The organism is Ruegeria sp. AG1 (assembly GCF_056541705.1).
In genome coordinates this window covers 138690-161082 of the sequence record NZ_JBQFYU010000006.1, presented here as the reverse complement: position 1 = coordinate 161082, position 22393 = coordinate 138690, and the positions used below count along the sequence as shown (strand labels likewise).

Below are 22393 nucleotides of genomic sequence, written 5' to 3'. Positions count from 1 at the left end.
ATGGGGCAGGAGGGGGAATACCAACACCGAGCGCCTGCCCACGCGGTTCCGTCCGTACAGGTTCTGGACCGTGTCTTGCCCCATATGAAGCGTCTTGGCGTCACCCGGCTGGCTGAACTGACCGGCCTGGATTGCATCGGCATTCCCGTCTACGCCGCGCATCGTCCGAATGCGCGGTCTCTGGCCGTGACGCAAGGCAAAGGCGCGACCGTCGCGGATGCAAAGGTTTCGGCCTTGATGGAGGCGGTCGAGCTCAGCTGCGCCGAAACCCCGGTTTTGCCCCTGCGTCTGGCAAGCGCCGATGACTTGGCGAAGACGGAAAAAGTGATTGATCTTGAGCGTCTGCCCCGGATCTCAGATCACCCCATTTCGCGCAGCAAACCCGTGCTTTGGGCCGAGGGCAAGGCGCTCTCAGATGATCATTCGGCCTGGGTTCCTTACGAGCTGGTCCATATGGATTACACGCTGCCCCTGCAGCCCGGGTTGGGGTGTTTTCTGATGTCGTCGACCGGCCTCGCCTCGGGCAGCAGCGTTGATGAGGCTACCTGTCAGGCTCTGGCCGAAACGCTGGAGCGTGATGCGGTGACTTTGTGGAAGCTCAACCCAAGCAACATGGCGTCCTGCCGGGTCGATCTGCACTCCGTCACAGACCCGACTTGCAAAGCGCTTCTTGACAGGTTCGACGCCTCAGGCGTGGCTTGCGCGATCTGGGACGTGACCTCGGACCTTGGAATTCCCGCATTCTTTGCAACAATCATCGACCGTCAGGATGACACGAGACGTGGCTTGCAGGCGGCCTCGGGGGCAGGGTGCCACCCTGCGCGGGGCATCGCCTTGTCTCGTGCCCTGACCGAAGCGGCGCAAAGTCGGCTGACCCTCATCTCAGGCGCGCGGGATGATCGCACGCGCGACTATTATGAAGCACGGCGTAATGCGGAAACGCTCTGGTCGCAGCGCGCCGAGATCGTTGAGGCGGACACGCCACACCGGTTCGATCGAGTGCCGTTTCATCAGGTCCGCTCCCCTCGTGATAGCCTTGACTGCATGCTGGCCGCGCTAGAACGGGCCGGGCTTGAGGTGCCGGTTGCCGTTGATCTTTCGGTTCCCGACCTGCCCGCAACGGTCATGCGGGTCATTGCGCCGGGGCTTGAAGGTACATCCTACGCGCCCGGATACCGCCCCGGAGCGCGCGCGCGGAAGGTGTCATGAGCCAAGGTGACATCGTCCTCTTTGCCGGTCCTTCCCTGCCGCGCCGGTGTGACGTGGAAGACCGGTTGCCGATCCGGCGTCTTGGGCCTGCGGCGCAGGGCGATCTGCTGAAGGCAGCGCTTGCTCGCCCGCGTGCCATCATCCTGCTGGATGGCTATTTCGAGGCCTTGCCTGCCGTCTACCACAAGGAAATCCTGTGGGCCTTGTCCGAAGGCATCCCCGTCTATGGTGCCGCCTCGATCGGTGCTCTGCGCGCGTGTGAGCTTGGCAGTTTTGGCATGATCGGGGTCGGTGAGATCTTTGAAGCGTTCGCCCAATTCCGGCTTGAGGCGGACGATGAGGTCGCCCTGATCCATGCGCCTGAAGAGGTTGGTTTTAACAATCTTTCCGAGCCACTGGTGAACATCCGCTGGACTCTAGAAGCCGCTGTCGCCGCGCAGGTTGTTGAGCGGCAGTTGGCGGATGCCCTTGTCGCAGCCGCCCGTCGCAGGTTCTATCCTGATCGCAGCTTTGACAGCCTCCTGGAAGACTGTGCAGCTTTGGACCCGGCCGCCGCAGAACGCCTGAAGCTATGGCTCCCTGAGGGTCGAATTGATCAGAAAAACCGGGATGCTCAGGCCTGTTTGCTGCGTGCCGAGAGCGACTGGCAGAACGACACGCTAACCGTCGCTCCAGCGTTCGAGTTCCGGCATACGGACGCGTTCGAAACCCTTCTGACGGGTGTGCTGTCTTACAACCCAATTAACGATCCCGAGGTTCTAATACGATGCAAGACCGCCTCCGGTGATCGGTTCGACGCGCTGCGCCTTGCCGCTGAGATCGACGCGTTGGCTCTTGCGCTGGACCAGCGCTCCGGGCAACCCGTTCCGGGCGAAGACCTTGTGCGTGCAGTATCAGAGTTTCGGCAGCAGCACGGCCTGCTTGATCAGCAGGCGCTGCAGCACTGGCTGGGTCGAAACGGCGTGGATATCGACGCCCTGTCGCGCAAGTTGGAGGAAAGCGCGCGGATCACCCGGGCGCGGCAACAGATTGAACCCCACCTGAACGACCGCATGCGAGACTTGCTTGTCTTTGCACAGGGGCCGTCACAACCTGCGGACAAAGGCTAGCGCTGACGCCGTTTCCGCTCGACCTTACGCTTGATCTTGTCCTTCTTGCGCTTGGTGCTGACCGACTTGCGTCTGGTTGCGCGTCCCTTCGGCCCGCGTCCTCGGGGCAGGGCCTGATCGTCGATGGAGAGCAGCTCCAACTCCAAGCCGCCCGTAACCGGCGTCGCCTCTGTCAAGCGCACGGTCACACGCTGACCAATCGCTATGATCAGACCGGTATCCGAGCCCATGAGGGTTCCCGCTTCGCGGTCGAAATGGAAGAATTCGCGCCCCAGTGAGCGGACGGGCACCAGCCCATCCGCGCCGGTTTCGTCCATCTTCACGAAGGCCCCGAAGCGCGCGATGCCGCTGATCCGGCCCGTGAATTCATTACCCACACGTTCGCTGAGATAGGCCGCCAGGTAGCGGTCAGTCGTGTCGCGCTCGGCCATCATCGAGCGCCGCTCGGTGTCCGAGATATGCGTCGCGGTTTCGTCCAGCCGCATGATTTCGTCCTCGGTCAGACCGTCATCACCCCAACCATGGCCCGAGATCAGCGCGCGGTGGACAATCAGGTCAGCATAGCGCCGGATGGGCGAGGTGAAATGCGCATAGTTTCGCAGCGCCAGCCCGAAATGACCGAAGTTTTCGGGGTTGTAATAGGCCTGCGCCATCGACCGCAGGGTCGTCAGGTTGATCAGTTCCGCATCCTCGGTACCCGCAGCCGCATTCAGTAGGGCGTTCAGGTGACGGGTTTGCAGAACCTGCCCCTTGGCAAGGTTCAGGCCAGCGGCTTGGGCCGTTTCACGCAAGCTCTCCAGCTTTTCAGGCGCGGGTTCTTCGTGGACGCGGAACAGCAAGGGGCGACGTTTCGCAATCAGCGTTTCAGCCGCGGCGACATTGGCGAGGATCATGAATTCCTCGATCAGCTTATGCGCATCCAAACGGTCGCGGAAGGCGACGCTGGTCACCTCTCCAGTCTCGGACAGAACGATCTTGCGTTCCGGTAGGTCCAGTTCCAACGGTTGCCGCGCTGCGCGCGCGGTTTTCAGCGCGGCATAGGCGGCGTAGAGCGGTTTCAAAACCGTCTCCAACAGCGGTCCGGTGCGGTCGTTGGGGGTGCCGTCGATGGCCTCCTGCACCTCAGCATAGTACAGAGACGCTGCCGAGCGCATCAAACCGCGCAAAAAGCGATGGCCGATCTTGTTGCCTTCGGCGTCGATTTGCATCCGCACAGCGATGCAGGCCCGCGGGACGCCTTCGTGCAGGGAACACAGATCACCGGACAGGCGATCCGGCAGCATCGGCACGACGCGATCCGGGAAATAGCTGGAGTTGCCGCGTTTGCGTGCCTCGCGGTCCAGCGCAGTGCCGGGCTGCACATAAGCCGCAACGTCGGCAATCGCCACCCAGATCACATGACCACCGGGGTTCTTGGGGTCGTCATCGGCATGGGCATAACAGGCGTCATCATGGTCGCGCGCATCCGAGGGGTCGATGGTCAGCAGCGGCATGTCGCGCAGATCTTCGCGGCCTTTCAGGCCAACGGGTTTGGCCTTGTCCGCCTCGGCGATGACCTTGTCGGGGAAATCGTCCGGGATGCCGTGCTGATGGATCGCGATCAGCGACACGGCCTTGGGCGCGGAGGGGTCGCCCAGACGTTCGACAATGCGGGCGCGGGGCAGGCCCATGCGGGATTTGGGTCCGGCCCGTTCGGCCTCAACCAGCTCACCATCTTTGGCCCCATGCACCGCGCCTTCGGGCACTTGCCATTCGGTCTGGCTGGCCTTGTCGATAGGCACGATCCGCCCACCCTCGGCCCCTTTGCGGAACAGACCTACGATCTTGCGCGGGTTGGTCCCGATACGGCGGATCAGGCGGGCCTCGTAATTGTGGTCTTCTTCCTGCACCACGGTCAGACGGGCCAGAATCCGGTCACCTTCGCCCAACGCAGGGTCGCTGGCTCGGGTGATCAGCAGCACGACCGGCTCAACCCCTTCGCCATGCCACTCCAGAGGCCGCGCGAACAGGTCGCCATCCTCATTTGGGGCCTTCACCTGCAGCACACTGACCGGGGGCAGACGATCCGGGTCGCGATAGCTGCGCTTGCGCTTTTCCAGATGCCCTTCGGCCTCAAGCTCTTTGAGGATGCGTTTCAGATCAATCCGATCCGCGCCCTTGATGCCAAAGGCCTTGGCGATATCGCGTTTCGAGGTCAGGGTGGGGTTCGCCGAGATCCAATCCAGGACCTCTTGCTTGGTGGGGATGCGAGTCATGGGTTTGGCCTAGCACGGTGGTGCGACGGCGTCATGACTAAAATCGCAGCCCGCTGAGCCTGTCAGGCGAAGTAGTCTTTCAGGATGCGGGTGTAGATCGCCTTGAGTTGCTCGATCTGAGCCACCTCGACGCATTCGTCCACCTGATGCATGGTCCGTCCGACCAACCCGAACTCGACTACTGGGCAGTGGTTCTTGACAAACCGCGCGTCGGACGTTCCGCCCGTGGTCGATAGCTCGGGCGTAATGCCGGTCTCGGCTTTGACGGCGCTAGACACCAGATCGGACAGCGCCCCCGGAGGGGTCAGAAAGCTTTCGCCCGAGATCTTGATCCGGGTCTCAACCTCGACGCCGAAATGTTGCGCCACCTGATCGGCCTCCTGCAGCAACCAATCGCTAAGGGCAGCCCCGGAATGCAGGTCGTTAAAGCGGATATTCACCGCGCCACAGCATTGCGCCGGGATCACGTTGGTCGCGGCATTGCCGGTGTCGATTGTCACAACGGCCAGCGTAGAGGCATCGAAGTGATCGCTGCCCTGATCCAACTCGTGACTGGCGAGCCGATGCATCAGCCGCGCCATCGCCGGCAAAGGGTTCTTCGCCCGATGGGGATAGGCCGAATGTCCCTGCACCCCGGTCACCGTGAACCACGCAGTCATTGAGCCGCGACGACCGATCTTGATCATTTCGCCCATATGGTTGGGACAGGTCGGCTCGCCCACCAGACAGACCGACATCCGCTCATCCGATTGATCCATATAGTCAAGGAGGGCCGTCGTGCCGTCCAGCGCGTCGCCTTCCTCATCCCCGGTAATGGTCAGGATGATGGCCCCATCGGGTGGGGTATCGCGCACGAAATCAATTGCGGCGGCAGCAAAGGCCGCAACTCCGGATTTCATATCGGTTGTGCCGCGTCCGAACATAACGCCGTCATGCACCTCGGCCCCGAAGGGGGGCTTGGTCCATGCGGCCTCATCGCCTACCGGAACAACGTCGGTGTGGCCGTTGAAACCAAAACTGCGCGGGTGCCCTTTGGTCCCCCAACGGGCGAACAGGTTGCAGATGCCGCCGCGATCCACCCGCGTGCAGTCAAACCCCGCATCTGACAGCAGATTTTCCAGCAAGACCAAAGCCCCCCCTTCAACGGGTGTGACCGATGGGCAACGGATAAAATCCGCTGTCAATTGAACTGCGTCCGTCATTTCGGGCCTCGGGATTGGGTTTTCGTTCAGGTTACCGCACAGATTCAACGAATTGGCCGGATTGCCAACCCCAATCCGCCAGATTCCCCCGGTAATTCCCAAAATGTGTCGAGTTGGGACGCCAATAAAACATGGCGCTTTACCCAGCGGCGACCTTGCTGTTTTGACCTCAATCGCGCTACAGGGCGGCGAAACAGGTAATTTGAACATGAAGCGCGCCTTTTACGCATTGATCAGCCTGACTTTCGCCGTTCTCGCACAGCAAAGCCTGGCCCAAACCTTGAACGTCACCACGGTGACCCGCCCGCCGTTTTCCTATGTCGAGGACGGCGCCGAGGCTGGTTTTTCCATGGATCTGCTGGCCGCCCTCGCCGAGTCGCTGGAGTGGGAGTACTCCGTCACCCGGGTCGAGGCCTTTGGTGACATGCTGGGGGCCGTGCAGGATGGAACGGCGGATCTGGCGATCGCAAATATCTCGATCACCGCGCTGCGCGAGACGCAGATGGATTTCAGCCAGCCGATCTTTGAGGCCGGGTTGCAGATCATGGTGCCCTCGGATTCGGCACGCAAGCCGTCGCTGCTGCAGGCGCTGCTGTCAGCGGAGCTGTTTTTTGCCATCGGCTTGGCCTTTGCCATCCTTTTGGGAGGCGGCATGCTGATGTGGGGTTTCGAACGTCGCGCGCAGCCCTATTTCGACCGGAAATTGAACGAGGCGTGGTTTCCATCCTTCTGGTGGGCGCTGAATCTGGTCGTCAATGGCGGCTTTGAAGAGAGGATGCCTCGCACGCCCTTTGGCCGGATTTTGGGGGTCATACTGGTAGTGTCGTCCCTGTTCATCGTCTCGGTCTTCACCGCCCGGATCACCAGTGTCATGACGGTGGATGCGATCACCGGGAATGTGAATTCGGTCAATGACCTTTACGGCAAGAATGTTGGCACGATCGAAGGATCGACTGCTGCCAGTTTTCTCAACCGGCGCGAGATCGAATACGTCGCCTACCCCGGGCTTAATGAAATGTTGGAGGCTTTCAAGGCCGAAGACCTGAATGCCGTCGTATTCGACGCCCCCGTCCTGTCCTATTTCGCCGCCCATGAGGGCCGTCGGATCGCCACGATGACCGGAGGGATCTTCCTGCGTGAAAACTACGGCATAGCCTTCCCGACGGGATCACCCTTGGTGGAAGAGGTCAATCAGGCGCTGCTGGCTTTGCGCGAAGATGGCACCTATGACGAGATTTACCGCAAATGGTTCGGATCGCGAAACTAAGTGGCTGGCCTCTGGTTTCGCAGTGACAGCCGGCTGAGCGGACCAGCTGAAACGCTAAAATTATAGCCTATGGATATCAGTGGTGCGGGTGGAGGGACTTGAACCCCCACGCCTTGCGGCGCCAGAACCTAAATCTGGTGCGTCTACCAATTTCGCCACACCCGCAACCGGACGCTTATGCGTCGGACTGGAGCGCTGGATAGCAAAGCTTTCCCGCCAGCGCGAGGGGTAAAATCCATCCAAAGGCAAGTTTTTGCGCTTGAACAAAACGCCATTGCGATTCGCTGGTATTTGCCAAGCGCTGCGGTATAGTCCGCCAACGTCGCCAATTTGCAGACTATGCGGTTTGTCGCGAGATAGGTGTTTTTGAAGAAGAACCCCGTACACGTAGGGGTTGAGGCATTCTTATGAATCGCGCGCCTTAATGGCGCCACATTTGAAACGCCAAAATATCTTATTCGCGTCAAAATAACACCGCCTTGAACGGGCTTCTTGGTCGCGTAGGAGTTAATGAGTCTTTTCTGCCACTTAGGCACCCTTACGAGTTTTTTTACTCAACTCCAGTCTCGAGGTTCTTTGCTGTGACCGATCCGAACAACTCCGCTGCCCACGAGCAGGATGCCGTCATCTTTGCACGTGAGAGTTTTCTGGGTGAACTCAAAACCCTGAACCGTGACTACCCCAATACCGGCTTTGGAATTTCACTGCGCACCCATTCAGGCCAGCACTATCTGCTGGCAAACGCGCGGATGCCGCTGCCCGCCAGCAAGTCTGACGGCTTTCCGACCGGGCGTCGTGTGGCCTGCCTGGAAAATGGCGACCGCTTCAGCTCGATCGAGGTTCTGGCAGATTCCGAAGGCTATGAAACCATTACACCACGGGCCGAGGCCGAGATTCTGGGCAACGCCCTGAACCTGATTGCCCGTATCGACACCCTGACCGGGATCCCGGCTCAAGGCGCGGACCACGCGCACCGGATCGCGGCAACAGGAACCGGAGGCTAAACATGGCGCGCAATGACCACCTTTTGTCTGTGGGCAACGAAGCTCTGATGCCGATGACGTCGGCGATGACGTCGTTGACATCGCAGATCGACCAACTGACAGAGGTGGCGGATGCGCGCTCCTCGGCGCGTCTGGCGACGCTCAAAACGCGGATGGAGAACTTCACCGCCAGCGTGACGATGGTGGGGCAGGTCAAGGCCGGAAAGTCCTCGATCGTTAACATTCTGGCAGGCCGTCCTGCGCTGCTGCCTTCTGACGTCAACCCGTGGACCTCGGTGGTCACGACTCTGAACATCAACACGCGTCCGCCGGGCGACACCAAGTCCAAGTTCACCTTCTTCGAGCAGGAAGAATGGGACAACCTGATGGTGGGCGGTGGTCGTCTGGGCGAGCTGGCCAACCGCGCCGGTGCGGATGACGAGATGGACGATATCCGCCGCCAGATCGGTGAGATGAAAGCCAAATCCGAAGAACGTCTTGGCAAGCATTTCGACCTGATCCTAGGTCAAAGTCACCAGTACGATTACTTCGACGAAGAGCTGATCCAGCGCTACGTTTGTCTGGGCGATGAGGACGATCCGGATATCGACCCCAAGACCGGGCGGTTCGCCGATGTGACCAAATCGGCCGAACTTTACATGGACATCCCGCAATACCCGATTGCGCTGAAGCTCTGCGACACGCCCGGTGTGAACGATACCTTCATGGTGCGCGAGCAGATCACGCTGCGTAGCCTGCGCGGGTCCGAGGTTTGTGTTGTCGTGCTGGCTGCAAGTCAGGCGCTGACAACGATGGATATGGCGTTGATGCGGATCATCGCCCAGTTCGAAAACCGTCAGATCGTCTTGTTCGTGAACCGTATTGATGAGCTGGCAGATCCGGTGAACCAGGTGCCCGAGATCCGCGACCGGATTCAGGATACGCTGAAACAGAACAACATCGACGCCAATACAAGTGTCGTGTTCGGCAGCGCCCTCTGGGCAGAGGCCGCCTTGACCGGCAACCCGGATATTCTGACAGAGGAATCGCGCGAGACCCTGAACACTTTCTACCTTGCCGCAGGGTTCGGGGATCAGGCACCGTCGCTTGACAAGATTTGGGCGCTTTCGGGCCTGCCCGATCTGCTACTGGCAATGAACGAACGCATCGCCGAAGGGGCAGGGGCCAGATTGCTGGACCGCGTGCGCCACCGGGCGCGCAACATTGCCAGCCAGATTCGCGCCACCGCTGTCGCAAAGACCCTGTCTGGGGGGGAGGGCGTCGTGCGGGATCTTGACGGCGCGTCGCCCGAGGATGCGATTGCCGCTGTTTCCGCCGAGTATGACAAAAAGGCCGCTGACCTGACCGCCAAGCTACGCGACAAGGTGCTGGAGCGTTTGAACTCGGCCGAGACGAGTTTTGTCAAACGGGCCACCGATTCTCTGATTTCGCACCTGGAACAGAATGGTGAACAGGGTACGTGGCAGTATGATCCTGCGGGTCTGCGGACACTGCAGAAAGCGGCGTATTTCAGCTTTGCCCGTTCGATGCGCAAGGAAGCTGGCGCGCTTTATTCGGCAGCTGCGGCGGATGTCGAGGCGCTATACCAGAAACTGCTTGGTAATCACCTAGGTGAGTTCAACATCGAAGCCCCGATTGTGCCCCGAGTGCCGCCCCCGCTGGGGATTGGCCGCACCATCGCGCTGGACCTGCAAAGCACATGGTGGCGACGCTGGTGGCAGCGGCGCAAAGGGTTCGAGGCCTATGCATCCGACTACACCCGTCTGATCGCGTCCGAAGCGAACTCGATCACCAAGGATATCGAGGAAAATCAGGTCGCCGCCGTGCTTGAAAACGTGCGGGCCGTCCTGACCGACTTCCTGCGCGAGCAGAAGGAAACCCTGCTGAATATCTCGGCCACGGCCGAGAAGGATGCAGGGCAGAACCCGGCGCTGATGGCGGGTTTGCAATTGCAGAAATCCCGTGACGAGATTCTGGGCAGCATCCTCAAAGATCTAAGCAACGAAGCGGCGTAAGTAGAAAAATGGCAAAAGACATCCAAAACCGTTTCATCACCCCCAAGGCATGGGAGCGTATCGAGCAGTGGTCGCGCCGTAAGCCGGTTTTCGCCCTTATGGGCGAGTTCAGCGCCGGTAAATCGACGCTTATGAACTTTCTGCTGCGCAAGCAGGCCTTGCCGACGCAAGTCACCGCAACCCAGCTGCCGCCGGTTTGGTTTAGCTATGGCAACCGCTCGGCTTACGTCAAACGCCATGATGGCAGCACCGAAGATATCTCGCTGGATCAGCTTGAGAGCGTCGGTGTCAACGACGCGCAGTTCATTCGGATTTTCCTTGAGGCCGATATTCTTGAGGCGGTGGATCTGATCGACACGCCAGGTATCTCGGACCCCAAAATCTCAACCGATGTTTGGCAGCGCGCTGTCGGGCAGGCTAATGGCGTTCTGTGGTGTACCCATGCGACACAGGCTTGGCGGGAAACAGAGCGGGCGACATGGGTCTCTCTGCCCGAACGGTTGCAGAATAATTCGATCCTGCTGATTACGCGCGCTGATGCGCTGGGCCAGAAGGACCGCCAAAAAGTTCTGCGCCGGGTCAACCGCGAGGCGGGGCATCTGTTCAACCGTTCGATCCTGTTTTCCGCCCGCGATGCGATTACCGCGCGTGACAAGACCGGCGACCCCGAGATGTGGGCGCGCAGCGGTGGCGGCAAGATGATTGACTGCTTCCTCGGGATCACCGAGCAGATCATGGACACCCGCGCCGGCCATCTGTCGCGGTACCAAATTGACAAGAGCCAGTCTGACGGCCCGCTGGTGCGCCCGACCCGGCCCAAGCGCAAGGACGAGAACGCTGAGGTCGCGCCGTTGCAACTGGTGGATCCGGTTACTTCGGAGACCCCGGAGGTGGCAGATCAGGACAGTGGCGTGGTCACCAATTTCCCAGTGCGCCCGTCCCGCGTCGAACGCCGCTCGGACGAGGTAGAGCGGGAGCGGATTAATGCGGACGAGGCCGAGCGCCTGCGCGCCGAAATGGTCCCGACGCCGGACCCTCAACCCGCCGAGACGGAAGAGGACCAGCTGCGCGCCCAGTTCAGAGAAGGGCCCAAAGACCCACTGGACCTGTCCTCTTTCGCTGATAACGAGGCGGATCTGGACGTGTTCGAATTCTCGGGTGCGGAAGACGAAGATGAGAATGTCTTTGCCGAAGAGGATAAAACACCTAGCCCATCAAATGACGTGGTTGAGGCAGCGCCTGAGGCTGAAGAATCTGAAGACCTTCTGGAATCGCTCAACAAAACCTTGTCCAACACACCCGAGGTTGTGCCGACGGAGGCCACAGAAGACCAGTCGGATGCGCCCGGGATCGAGGTTTCGGTCTCGTCGATCACGGCATTGATGGCGGAACAGTCGGGAAGCGATGACGACGACTTTGAACCGGAGCCCGAAACCAACGGTCTGGTTGAAGTGCGACTGATGCCGCAGCCCGAACCGGAAGAGGTTGAGGAAGATGCAACCGAAGGGCTGCTGGACATCCCCGCAGGTGAGCTTCCCAGCGCAGCCGCGATGTGGCGAGAGCTTGCCGCCGCCGGGGATCTGCCGACCGATGCCGAGGGGCTTCAACGCGCGTTCTTGGCCTTCCTAGCCGAGTTCGACCAGATTGCCCACGAACATGTCGAAACTCAGGCCAAAGAGGCGATCAGGTCCATTCCCAAAGCCGGGGAACACAGGGGGGCAGAATGGCATGTTCTGTAGCCGACGCCGACAAGACATGAAGAAGGTCAGGGATTAAATGTCTATTCAAGTTGCTCTGACCGCGGCGATGGAGACCATACCCGACTGCGTTGCAGCCGGGTATGTCGACATGGAAACGGGGATGTTGCTGGGTACCAGCGTCAAGGACCCTGATGCCTCGGACGTGCTGGACACGCTGGCTTTGGCCGCGGCAAACCTGTTTCAGGGGCGCGGGGTGGTGGCTTTTGAAACCATGCTGCGCGAGGCAGGCGGGGACGCGTCTGAAACACCGGGATTTGGGGAAATCGCGGTGTTTTCCGGCGACAGGTTGATCATTTTCCAGCGGACCGGGGAGTATCCCGAACATGTGGTCTGCTACATCTGCAGCAACAGCGCGAATGTAGGGTTGGCGCTTACCAAATCACATCTCAGCTTAGGGCCGGTTGCGGCCGCAGTCTGAACGGGACCAGAGGGGGTCACGGTATGATGGATACGAACATACTCGACATGCTCGACAATATCGGGCGGTCCTCGGTTGCACGTTTGTCGCCTGCCGTCCCGGTCGAGGGCGAAACCTCTGTTGCGCGCCGTGCGGGCGTTCTGCGCGCAATTCGCGGCACCGTTCTGCCGCGCCGGTTGGAGTTTACCGCGGCCAACGGAGACGTGCTGGCGATCGAGGTCAGTAATGCCCGCGTGACCGATGTGTTCCGCGTCCGGTCGGGAATGGTGCCTGATTTTGAAACCGAACCACGCGAAGGGCTGATCGGCAAACTTGCGCAACTGGTGTCGGACATCGCCGACGCGCCCGCGCCGCTGGAATTTGTCTCGCTAAAACCCGACGCCGAGCTTGAGGCCGATGACGTCGGTGTCACGCTTGGCGAAATCGAAACGGCCTGCGCCCGGATTGAACTCCCGGCGGAGCCGATTGTTTCGGTGGTACCGGATATTGAAGAGCCTGCGCTTCAGACAACGGATGCCAGTTCTGCCGCGCGGGGGTTCTTTGACAGTGCCGAGCGTTTCGCGCAGGCGCGTGGCCTTATCGACGGAGGTGATCCTCAGTTCGAAGGAGACGCCGCACTGCGCCCGGATGCCGGTCTTCTGGCGCGTTTCATGGCGGATCTGACCGGATGGAACGATGATAGCCAGTCCGAGCTGCAGCAACCTCAACTGATTGTCATGCGTCCTTCGGGGGGCAAGGGGGCCGCCGTGGCGGTGGTGCAGGATCAAGGTCAGACCGCTATTGCCGTCCATGACGCGCGCAAGCTGGGTGCCGTTGTTGGCCTGTGGACCAAACTTTCCGGGGGTGACTCATGAGCGCCTCCCGATCCTTCAAATTTTCCATCAATTCAAACCAGTGTTTCTTGTTGCCAGGGTAAAAAGTTATGAGTGAAACCAGTCGCCGCGAGCTTATTCGCATTGCCGAAGACATGAACGAGACGAGTAATGACGAAACCCGTCAGTTCATCTCGCGCATTGTCGGAGACCTTTCAGGGTTGAAACCGTCGATCGCCTTTGTCGGGCAGATCAAGGCGGGAAAATCGCGTTTGATCAACGGCTTCACGGGGCAGGCCGAATACCTGCCCTCGGATGTGAACCCGTGGACGACGGTGATCACCGATATGCATTTCGGCCATCCTTCGGGCCGGACCGACGGGGCAGAGTTCCACTTCTTCGACAACCACCAGTGGCAGGCTCTGATCGCCGAGGGTGAAGAGCTGCGCAACATGTTCCCTGATGAAGAGGACAGCTATAAGCGCGAGATGATCGAAGAGCAGGTCGAGGCGATGAAAACCCGCGCCCGTCTGCGTCTTGGCGACAGTTACGAACAATTGTTGGGTCAGCACCACGATCTGGAAGACCTGAACTCGGACGATCTGGCCCGCTATGTCTGCGCGGGCGATGATCCGAGCGATAGCGAAACCCACGATCCCGGCTCGGATCGGGGGCTCTACAGCGATATCACCCGTAAGGCCGAGGTCTATTTTGACATCGGCCATTTCCCGTTTCCACTGACCGTTACCGACACGCCGGGCGTCAACGACCCGCTGCTGATCCGCGAGGAAATCTCGCGCCAGTACCTAAAGGAATCCGATTTCTTTGTGGTGGTTCTGTCTGCGCATCAGGCCTTGTCACGGGCTGACCTGAAGCTGTTCCGCCTGATGCAGGCGCTGGAACTGGGTCAGATCGTCGTCTTCATCAACCGCGTGGATGAGCTGGGCGGCGGGGCCGAGGATGCAGGCAAGGTTCGCAGTGATGTTCTGGACGGTCTGGAACAAGCGCTGGGGAATTCGGACATTGATGTGCTGATGGGCAGTGCCCAATGGGCGCATTATGCGCTGACCGGGGATGAGACCGGCGTCAATCACGATGACGTTCTGGCCTGGCTGCGCGCCCATCCCGAGCAGATGAAGCAGTATCTGGACGGTGTGGAAGAGATCAAGCAAGGCCCTGGCCCAATCAGCCGTGAGGGCGTGCTGCGCTTTGCCGCCATGATCGCCTCGGGCCTACCGGATCTGCGGCGCCATGTGACGCAGGCCTTGGCCGACGGACCGCGTAGCGAACAGCTGCGGATGGCGTGGCAGCATTTGAACAGTTTCGCGCAGGGCGAATTGGAACGGTCGCAGGCCGAGCTGCGCGCGCTGGAGTCCGAGGATGGCTTGGCAAAAGTCGATCTGGACGAAAACAACAAAACGCTTGGCGAACTCAGGGCGCTCGTCGCCGAGAAGACCGAGGTGATGACGCGCGACATGGACGACGTGCTGGCCAATTTGCGCGGCGTCATGGATGACACGGTGGCCGAGGCGGTCTCGGCGGTGGTGCGCGGCCCGGATGGCAATTCGCCTCTGCTGGCCAAAGGTGCTGAGACCGAGCTGAACTTTACCCCTCTGCGCGACCGGATGCGCGAGTTGATTCAGGGGGCCACGCAGGTCGTCCGCCAGCGCATGCTGAGCGAGCTTTACGCGATTGACATGCAGGCCAACGCGGCCCTGCGCGCCTTGCCCGGATGGCAGGACCCCGTCGACAACCGCATGAACACCAGCGCGGTGCGGTGGTTCCGTCCTGACACCACGGCGCTCACTCGCGGTATTACGGTTGAGTTGCGGGTGAACTGGCTGTCGCGCCTGATTTCGCGCAAAAGCGTGGTCACGCGCGCAGAGCGGATGATCGTGCAGGAATTCGAACTGATCGGGGATGATCTGATCGACACGGCTCGTGAAAACTTGATGGAGCGGCTGAAAACGGTTCTGGACCACTATGTGGCGCTGTTGGGCGGCTATCTTGAACACCGGACCGGATCGGGTGAAACTAATGCTCAGGCCGAAGCGCAGGATGCGTTCGATCGGGCCCGTCGCATCGCCGATGAACTGGAAACGGTGTTCGGCCCGGTGCGCGCGGATGAAGGACAAGCAAAGGCAGCGGAATGATCGAATTTCCCGGAACCGAACAGGACGTCAGACAGCTTGAGCGCTTTCTGAACGCAACCGAATCCCTGTCAATGGATTCGGCGCTGGAGGATATGCGCGCGAAGGCTCTGGCCCATGCCGAGCGTCTGTCCAACGCGGTCAATATCGGTTTTGCCGGGGAATTCGGGGCGGGTAAGTCCAGCCTCGCCAATATGCTGGCCGGGGCGGACATTCTGCCTACCGGCCCACAGCATCTGAAGCTGCCCCTCGTAATCGTTGCTTATGCGGATGCGCCTGAAACCACCGTCGGCTGGTGGGACAAGGAGCCCAAGACTTACTCGGGGATCGTGCTGGAGAAAGCGGCCGAAGATGAGCCTGATTTCATCTCCGTCGGGTTGAACACGCCCGCGCTGCGCGAGATCTCTCTGTTCGATCTGCCTGGCTCGGGCGCGTTGGATGAGACCTATAAACCAACGCTCGACTTGCTGCGTTTCGTGGACTGCGCCATCTGGTGTACCAACGGCACAAACGCCTGGCGCGAGACCGAACGTCATCTTTGGGCACAGGTCCCGCAGGAATTACGCGACAACAGTCTGCTGGCCGTTACGCATACCGATTTGCCTCACGTCCGAGATGCTCTGGATCGCGTGCTTGCCCGGTTGAACAAGGAAAAAGAAGGCCTTTTCAACGCCGTGGTTCCAATCGGTACGCCTGTCGCTGTGAAAGCTATGGCGCAAGAGCCTGAACCAGATTTTGATCTGTGGGAAAACTGCGGCGGTCAGAATCTGGCCGAGAAGGTGCTTGAGGCGGCTTCCGCTCGTCGGATGCATGACCTGAACGCAGCCCGCAAAGACATTGCCGAGCTGTTCCAGCCGTTTCTGGAAACTCTCGCTGGCCCCGAGCCAGAGCCGGAGACCGAAAGCCCCTCGGTTCAAGCTGCGCTCGGATCGGCCCTGCCACCGTTGAACAACCCGATCCTCGAGGACTGGCTGGCCGCGATTGCCAGCATTTATGAGGACCTGCGTGAATCCTCGGATATCGAACCGGCCGCGTTCCTGCAGAGCTGTCAGGAAATCGTCGAGGACTTTGCCGAACGTCTGGAACAGGGCGGCGAGATCGACCCCGATGCAGATTGGATCCCCGGTGAGTTCGAAAAGGCCACCGACCTTCTGCTGCTACTGCAATTCGAAAGCGGCGACGCACCTCTGCGTGATGCCATCAGTATACTGGCACAGCTGAGCGACAACCTCGCCTGGGCTGGTAGCACTGTGGCGACCGAGCAGTCCAAGACCGGAACCTGACGCTCTCCACCTGGAATTGAGCTGCACTGCGGCGATTCGAGACCTGTCCAAAACGATTCCCTATTGTTTCGAATTCGTAGACCAACCGCTTGTTTTAGTCGGTTCAGTTTTCGAATTATATATGTGAATTTACCATATCTATGATTGCAAAATGGACCCAACACTATATGTTGATTTAGGGGAAATACGATCCATAGTGAAGCCATGAGGCGGCCCCAATAAAGTCAAATTTGAAACGTCTAACCGGACTTAAGTGTCCTGCGGTTGTTTTTGGTTATGAGTTCGCGGGCTGATTGCCCAGTTTTCTGTACCGCGATTTGAGAAATACGGGCGGATTGAAATGAGCCATAACCAGGCTGTCGGTGCATCGCACGACGAACCAAAAATTGAAGGTCTGCAACCCGGAGCCAAGCTCCTGCGGGGGCAGTATGAAATCCTGAGCTATCTCAGCAATGGTGGCTTCGGAATCACCTATCTGGCCCGTGACAGCCTGGAGCGGGACGTGGTTATCAAAGAATGTTTCCCCGGCGCGCTCTGCCGTCGCGATGGAGACCTGGTCGAAGCCGCTGATCCCTCCTACTCTGAAGACCTGCGCGCGATCGTGGACCTTTTCATCCAGGAAGCGCGTAACCACGCGCGGCTGGTGCATCCCAACATCGTCGACGTGCATCAGGTGTTCGAGGACAACAACACCGCCTATATCGCCATGGACCTGATCCGCGGGTGCGACCTGCTGGACTACATGGAGAAGCCCGAGAACGAAAGCGGCCCTGACTTCATCGTGCAGGTGACCGAAAAGATGCTGTCGGCGGTCTCGTTCATCCACCAGAGCGGCATGCTGCACCGGGACATTTCCCCCGACAACATCCTGATCGACGAGAATGGCGATCCGGTTCTGATCGACTTTGGCGCTGCGCGCGAGCAGGCGGCGAACAAGTCGGCGGCGCTGTTGACGCTGCGGGTGATCAAGGATGGCTACTCGCCCCATGAATTCTATGTGCGCGGCGCTGAGCAAGGCCCCAGCAGCGACCTCTATGTGCTGGCGGCAACGCTGTATCACGCGATCAGCGGTGAGCGTCCGATCGATGGTCAAAGCCGCCTGAACGCGTTCAACAACGGTCAGGAAGATCCCTATACCCCGCTGACCGGTCGGTTCGAAGGCTATCCCGAGGGATTCCTGGAAGCGATCGACAAAGCGATGGAGGTTCACGCCACCGACCGCCTGCAATCGGCGCTGGACTGGTTGCGCATGTTCCGCGGGCCGGGGGTGATGTTCGATACATTCGCCTATCGTCCGGTTTCGGTCATCGTCGGCATGGACCGTGAAGACAAAGAGGCCGAGAAAGCTCGGATCAAGGCTGAAAGCGAAAACGCCGAGGCGGTTGTGACCGCTTTGTTGGCGGGCAATTCCGACATTGTCATGGGCAATGAGGACAAGGCCGAAGAGGATCTGTCCAAGCTCTCGCCCCGCGAAGAAACAGCGGTTGCCGTTGATACGGTTGTAAAAAGCGGATCGAGCGGCAATGGCAAGCTATTGGCAGGTGTGGCTGTTGTGGCCATTGCTCTGGCCGCAGGTGGGTATGTGATGATGTCCGGTGATGCGGACAAGGCCGAGACAGCGGCGGCGGTGACCCCTGCGACGGAAGCGGCGGAGCCCGCAACCGCAGCGGTGGAATCCGAAACAGCGGCAGTCGAAACGGCCCAAACAGAAGAGCCTTCACAGGAACTGGAACAAGTCAGCGCTGCAGTGCAGCCTGTTGAGCAGGAGCCGGTTGAAACTGCGGAGACGGTTGCCACAGAAGCAGCCCCCGCAGAAACGGTGACCGAAGACGCAACGCCCGAAGAAACAGCAGCCGCACCCGAAGAAACGGCATCCGCGCCCGAAGTGACCGCGCCTGAGTCTGAGGTCCCTGCAGCTCCGGTCAATCTGGCCGAGGCTCAGGTGGCGTTCTCTCATTGGGATGTTGAGGTTCCGTTTGACACGTCCCGCCGTCGCGCCTCGACCGGCAATATGTTCTCGATCACGGGTGTGGATGCCAATCAGGATATGTCGGTGATCGGCGACTGGGTTCAGCGCGGGGCCACCATCTTTACCTTGAACGGCAAGCCGGTGCGCGACGATGCCTCGTTTGCGGCACAGGTGCTTGAGAACCTGCAGGTGGATCCCGACGGGTATCTGCGCGTGGCCGCGCGCTACCGTCCTCTGGGAGAGACACGGGCGCAGAACGGATTGCTGGCGCTACCTGCATTCCGCACGATCGGGTTGGAAAACGGCTACGGCTTTAGCGTCAATGGCAATGGGGCCGGTGGCTGGCAGACAGTTGTGACAGAGGTGCCCGAGGGCGCGTCGGGCAGCTTGCAAACAGGGGATGTGCTGGTCAGCGAGGCCGAAACGGGTCTTGCGTTCGAAGGACCGGAAAGCCTCGATGCGGTTCTGGCGGAACTGGTGTCTGGCGAGCAGCCTCAGGCGCAGTTTGCGGTATCGCGCAACGGTGCCGATGCCAACGCAACCATGCCTCTTGCGCAGGAGTGATCAGACCGGTTCGAACGTAATCTGCCAGCGTGTGTTTGCTGAGGGTGGCCCTCGAAAGAAAGCCACCCTGACGGGATCCGGCCCGGCGCAGAAAGGTAAAAAGTTTCCTGGTTTCAAGATTGAAGACCGCAGCGCGGACAGTCGCGGTGCGGGTAGCGAAACGGCACAGAATTGTGTGCCAACAAGTTGAAGGTGTCGACACCATGTTCAAATACAAAAGCCCTCTCAGCCGGCTTCTAGAAGGTGCCGGCAAAGCCAAAGAAGAAGAAACAACCGAGGCAGCATCCCCGGCCGAGGAAAAGCCCGAACCGATTGCAGACTTCAACGCGCTGCGTGCGGCGCTGGGCGGCGGCAATCTGGCGTCTGAGGCGTATGAAGAGACCTATGACGAAGAGGATGAGCTGACCGTCGAAGGCGAGATGCCCGAGTTTTCGGATGCCGAGGACGTGGCCGAGGACACTGAGGAAGAAACGTCGATCTTCGTAGAAGAGGCTCCGGTGACCGAAGAGCTGGCCGAGGAAGCAGCGATTGATGAACCGGAAGCTGACGAGCAGATCGTGACCCTGCATCTGTCCGAAGACGAGCGTGTCGAAACGCCGATTCAGGATGAGGTCGAAGCGGCAGAGCCCGAAGTGATCGAACCTGTCGCAGTCGAACCCACTCCGGAACCGACCGCCGCGCCGGTCGAGCCTGAGGTCGAAGTTCAGGAGCCGGTGGCGGAAGCCCCCGAACCGCAGCCCGAACCCGAGGTGCAGGCCGCATCGGTTGAGCCGACACCGACAACAGCGCCAACTCCGGCCCCAGCCGAGGATCGCCGTTCGCGTGTAAAGACCACTTTCCTGGGCTTCGAACGCGCAGATACCCACGTTCAGGATCTGATCGAAACCGCCGAGCCGGTGGCCAAGACCGAAGCCGCGCAAGAGACCTTCCCGGTGGGTTGGCTGGTTGTTACCCAAGGCCCCGGCCGTGGGTCCAGCATCACCCTGACCGAAGGTCTGATGCAGATCGGACGCAATGATGATCAGGCCATCCAGCTGGATTTCGGCGACACTGGCATCTCGCGCAGCAACCACGCCGTGATTGCCTACGACCCGGAAGATCGCAAATGCTATCTGGGTCACGGCGGTAAAGCCAATCTGGTGCGCCTGAATGGCAAGCCGGTACTCAGCACCGTGGCGCTGTCCAATGGCGATCTGATCCGCATCAGCGAAACCTCGATCCGTTTCATGGCCTTCTGCGACGAAGGTTTTGATTGGCGGGATTCCTGATAGATGCTCGCGACTCCGGCATATGACGTTGCGCTGATCCTGAACCAGGGTCAGCGGGACACGCAGGAGGATGCCATCGCTGCGCGTATGTTCGACGCGGCGGATGCAGGCTATGTCGTGATCGCAGACGGTATGGGCGGGCATGAGGCTGGTGAGGTCGCCTCAAGCCTTGTGGTCGCTGCCTGGCGCGAGGCGTTGGACGCCGAGCTGGAAAGCGACACTCTGTCGGAACGCGCGGCGATAGATGCGCTGCCTTTGGCGGCCATGCAGGCCAACGCGCTGATTTCGAACCGCAATGAAGAACAGGGCGATGGCTGCAACATGGGGTCCACCTTGCTGGGTACCTTGCTGTTGGGGCAGCGTTTGTTCTGGATTTCGATTGGCGACAGCCCGCTATACCTGTTTCGGGACGGCGCGCTGATGCAGATCAACGAAGACCATTCGATGGCGCCGATGATCGACGCGCAGGTTTCTGACGGTACGCTGACCGAAGCGCAGGCGCGGTCTCATCCGGACCGCAATCAGCTAACCTCGGTCATCATGGGCGGTGCGATTCCCAAAGTGGATTGCCCGGAAGATCCGCTGGCAATGACGGCTGCGGACATCCTCATCCTGGGCAGTGACGGCCTGCAGACCCTGACCGATGACGAGCTTCAGGCGGTCGTAGGCAGCCACGCGCAGGCATTGGCGCAAGAAATCGCAGAGGCACTGCAGCAGGCGGTGCTGGCGAAGAACAACCCTGATCAAGACAACCTCTCAATCGCAGTCGTGAAACTTGCGAAACAATAATAAGGCAAAGCAACGGGACCCATGAAAAACACATTGATCATATCGAGCCTGGCCCTGGCGGCGGCTACAGGTGCAGCATCCGCGCAAGAGGCGTGCTCGAGCTACGAGATTCAGCGCGGCGACAGTCTGAGAGAGCTGGCGATTCAGGTCTATGCGACGGAAGATTTCCGCATCATTTTTGACGCCAACCGCGATGTGATTGGATCCAATCCGAACATCATTCGGGTCGGTGACGTGCTGGAAATGCCTTGCCTTGAAGATATCGGTCGCACTCCGGTTCTGGCTGACACCGAGGCCGAACGTCTGGCCGCCGAAATGGCTGCCGAGCTGGTCAAAGCTGCCGAAGAGCGCGCAGAACAGGCAATCGCCGAGGCCGAAGCCCGTGTGGCCGCCGCCGAAGCCGAGGTCAAGCAGGTCAGTGAACAGGCCGTGGTTGAAGCAAAGGCCGCCGCGCGTGAGGAAATCGAGGCCGCACGCGCCGAAGGCGCCGCCCTGATCCGCGACGCCGGTACGGGCGAACGCCCAGAAGTGCGCGATCGTCAGGTGCTATTGATCACCGGCGGTGACTATCAGCCCTTCACGGACGAAGCACTGCCGCACCGTGGCCTCTATACACATCTGGTGGAAACCGCGATGCTGCGCGCCGCGCCCGAGCAGGCCTACAAGATTCAGTTCGTCAACGACTGGAATTCGCATCTGGATCTGCTGATGCCGACACTTGCGTTCGATGGCACGTTCCCCTGGTCGCGTCCGAATTGCGAAGAACCTGCGGCGCTGTCCGAAAACGACCGCAACCGCTGTGAGACCTACAACTTCTCGAACCCGTTCTACGAAGTGGTCGACACGTTCTTCGCCCGCGAAGGCACAAGCTATGTCGAAGCGCTGAGCTACGCTGATTTCGCCGGCACGACGATCTGCCGCCCCGAAGGTTGGTCGCTGTCACATATGGATGCGGTCAGTCTGTACGAGCCGATCATCACCTTGCTGCGCCCGGAATCGCCGGACGAGTGCTTTGAAGCCGTGATGACGGGCGAGGCCGACATTGTCGCAATCGAAGCGCACCTGGCCGACGGAGCCATCGGTCGTCTTGGCTACGAACACCGCATTGTCGAGAACCCGAATTTGGCGGCGATCAAGTCGCTGAATGTCATGACGCACAAGGACAACCCGGACGGAGAAGCGATTCTGGAAACGCTCAACAAGGGTCTGGCGATCATGCAGCAATCCGGTGAATGGCGAGACATCGTGTCATTCGCTCTTCGCTATCAAATGGAAAACGGCTGAGAAAACTGAAAAGCCATCTCAAATTTTATCTGGAG

At 60.0% G+C, this 22393-nt stretch carries 16 protein-coding genes and 1 tRNA gene; 14 read left to right on the top strand and 3 right to left on the bottom strand.

Going from position 1 to position 22393, the window contains the following annotated elements:
• Both ACR0B5_RS10935 and ACR0B5_RS10930 read left to right on the top strand, forming a co-directional pair.
• Window positions 1-1209, top strand: coding sequence for a YcaO-like family protein (locus tag ACR0B5_RS10935; protein WP_480540333.1), 1209 nt, complete (start codon window positions 1-3; stop codon window positions 1207-1209).
• Window positions 1206-2318 carry a TfuA-like protein gene (locus ACR0B5_RS10930; protein WP_480540331.1) on the top strand — a complete coding sequence of 371 codons (1113 nt, stop codon included), beginning with the start codon at window positions 1206-1208 and terminating at the stop codon, window positions 2316-2318. Before ACR0B5_RS10935 ends, ACR0B5_RS10930 begins: the two co-directional genes overlap by 4 nt.
• On the opposite strand, the gene rnr is transcribed toward ACR0B5_RS10930, so the two are convergent.
• The gene (gene rnr, locus ACR0B5_RS10925) at window positions 2315-4573 is read right to left on the bottom strand and encodes a ribonuclease R (RefSeq protein WP_480540329.1); all 2259 of its coding nucleotides are present in this window, start codon (window positions 4571-4573) and stop codon (window positions 2315-2317) included. The two genes, ACR0B5_RS10930 and rnr, sit on opposite strands and share 4 nt — an antisense overlap.
• A 62-nt stretch (window positions 4574-4635) precedes the next feature.
• A complete protein-coding gene (gene dapE, locus ACR0B5_RS10920; RefSeq protein WP_480540327.1) occupies window positions 4636-5775 on the bottom strand; it encodes a succinyl-diaminopimelate desuccinylase in 1140 nt (379 codons plus the stop codon).
• Between the two features lie 208 nt (window positions 5776-5983).
• On the opposite strand from dapE, the gene ACR0B5_RS10915 reads away from it, so the two are divergent.
• Window positions 5984-7042 carry a transporter substrate-binding domain-containing protein gene (locus ACR0B5_RS10915; protein ID WP_480540325.1) on the top strand — a complete coding sequence of 353 codons (1059 nt, stop codon included), beginning with the start codon at window positions 5984-5986 and terminating at the stop codon, window positions 7040-7042.
• A gap of 80 nt (window positions 7043-7122) precedes the next feature.
• Here ACR0B5_RS10915 and ACR0B5_RS10910 read toward each other — a convergent pair.
• A tRNA-Leu gene (locus tag ACR0B5_RS10910) sits at window positions 7123-7207 on the bottom strand.
• A 416-nt stretch (window positions 7208-7623) separates the two neighbouring features.
• On the opposite strand from ACR0B5_RS10910, the gene ACR0B5_RS10905 reads away from it, so the two are divergent.
• From ACR0B5_RS10905 to ACR0B5_RS10855, 11 genes are all read left to right on the top strand, one after another.
• On the top strand, window positions 7624-8046 hold the full coding sequence (locus ACR0B5_RS10905; protein WP_170459901.1) for a hypothetical protein: 423 nt from the start codon (window positions 7624-7626) through the stop codon (window positions 8044-8046).
• 2 nt (window positions 8047-8048) lie between these two features.
• A complete protein-coding gene (locus ACR0B5_RS10900) occupies window positions 8049-10061 on the top strand; it encodes a dynamin family protein (protein WP_170375735.1) in 2013 nt (670 codons plus the stop codon).
• A gap of 8 nt (window positions 10062-10069) precedes the next feature.
• Window positions 10070-11800, top strand: coding sequence for a dynamin family protein (locus ACR0B5_RS10895; protein ID WP_480540323.1), 1731 nt, complete (start codon window positions 10070-10072; stop codon window positions 11798-11800).
• A 37-nt stretch (window positions 11801-11837) separates the two neighbouring features.
• Window positions 11838-12239: a hypothetical protein gene (locus ACR0B5_RS10890; protein WP_425083643.1), complete on the top strand. Its 402-nt coding sequence runs from the start codon at window positions 11838-11840 to the stop codon at window positions 12237-12239.
• Between the two features lie 23 nt (window positions 12240-12262).
• Window positions 12263-13093, top strand: a complete 831-nt coding sequence (locus tag ACR0B5_RS10885) for a hypothetical protein (protein WP_480540321.1) — start codon at window positions 12263-12265, stop codon at window positions 13091-13093.
• A gap of 68 nt (window positions 13094-13161) precedes the next feature.
• Window positions 13162-15204 carry a dynamin family protein gene (locus ACR0B5_RS10880; RefSeq protein WP_480540319.1) on the top strand — a complete coding sequence of 681 codons (2043 nt, stop codon included), beginning with the start codon at window positions 13162-13164 and terminating at the stop codon, window positions 15202-15204.
• Window positions 15201-16484, top strand: a complete 1284-nt coding sequence (locus ACR0B5_RS10875) for a dynamin family protein (RefSeq protein WP_170690768.1) — start codon at window positions 15201-15203, stop codon at window positions 16482-16484. Before ACR0B5_RS10880 ends, ACR0B5_RS10875 begins: the two co-directional genes overlap by 4 nt.
• A gap of 340 nt (window positions 16485-16824) precedes the next feature.
• On the top strand, window positions 16825-19017 hold the full coding sequence (locus tag ACR0B5_RS10870; protein ID WP_480540317.1) for a protein kinase domain-containing protein: 2193 nt from the start codon (window positions 16825-16827) through the stop codon (window positions 19015-19017).
• A 203-nt stretch (window positions 19018-19220) separates the two neighbouring features.
• Entirely contained in the window at window positions 19221-20285 is a 1065-nt protein-coding gene (locus tag ACR0B5_RS10865; protein ID WP_480540315.1) for an FHA domain-containing protein, read from the top strand.
• 3 nt (window positions 20286-20288) lie between these two features.
• The gene (locus ACR0B5_RS10860) at window positions 20289-21074 is read left to right on the top strand and encodes a PP2C family protein-serine/threonine phosphatase (RefSeq protein WP_480540313.1); all 786 of its coding nucleotides are present in this window, start codon (window positions 20289-20291) and stop codon (window positions 21072-21074) included.
• Window positions 21075-21095: 21 nt separating this feature from the next.
• Entirely contained in the window at window positions 21096-22358 is a 1263-nt protein-coding gene (locus ACR0B5_RS10855) for a substrate-binding periplasmic protein (protein ID WP_480540311.1), read from the top strand.
• Window positions 22359-22393 lie beyond the last annotated feature (35 nt).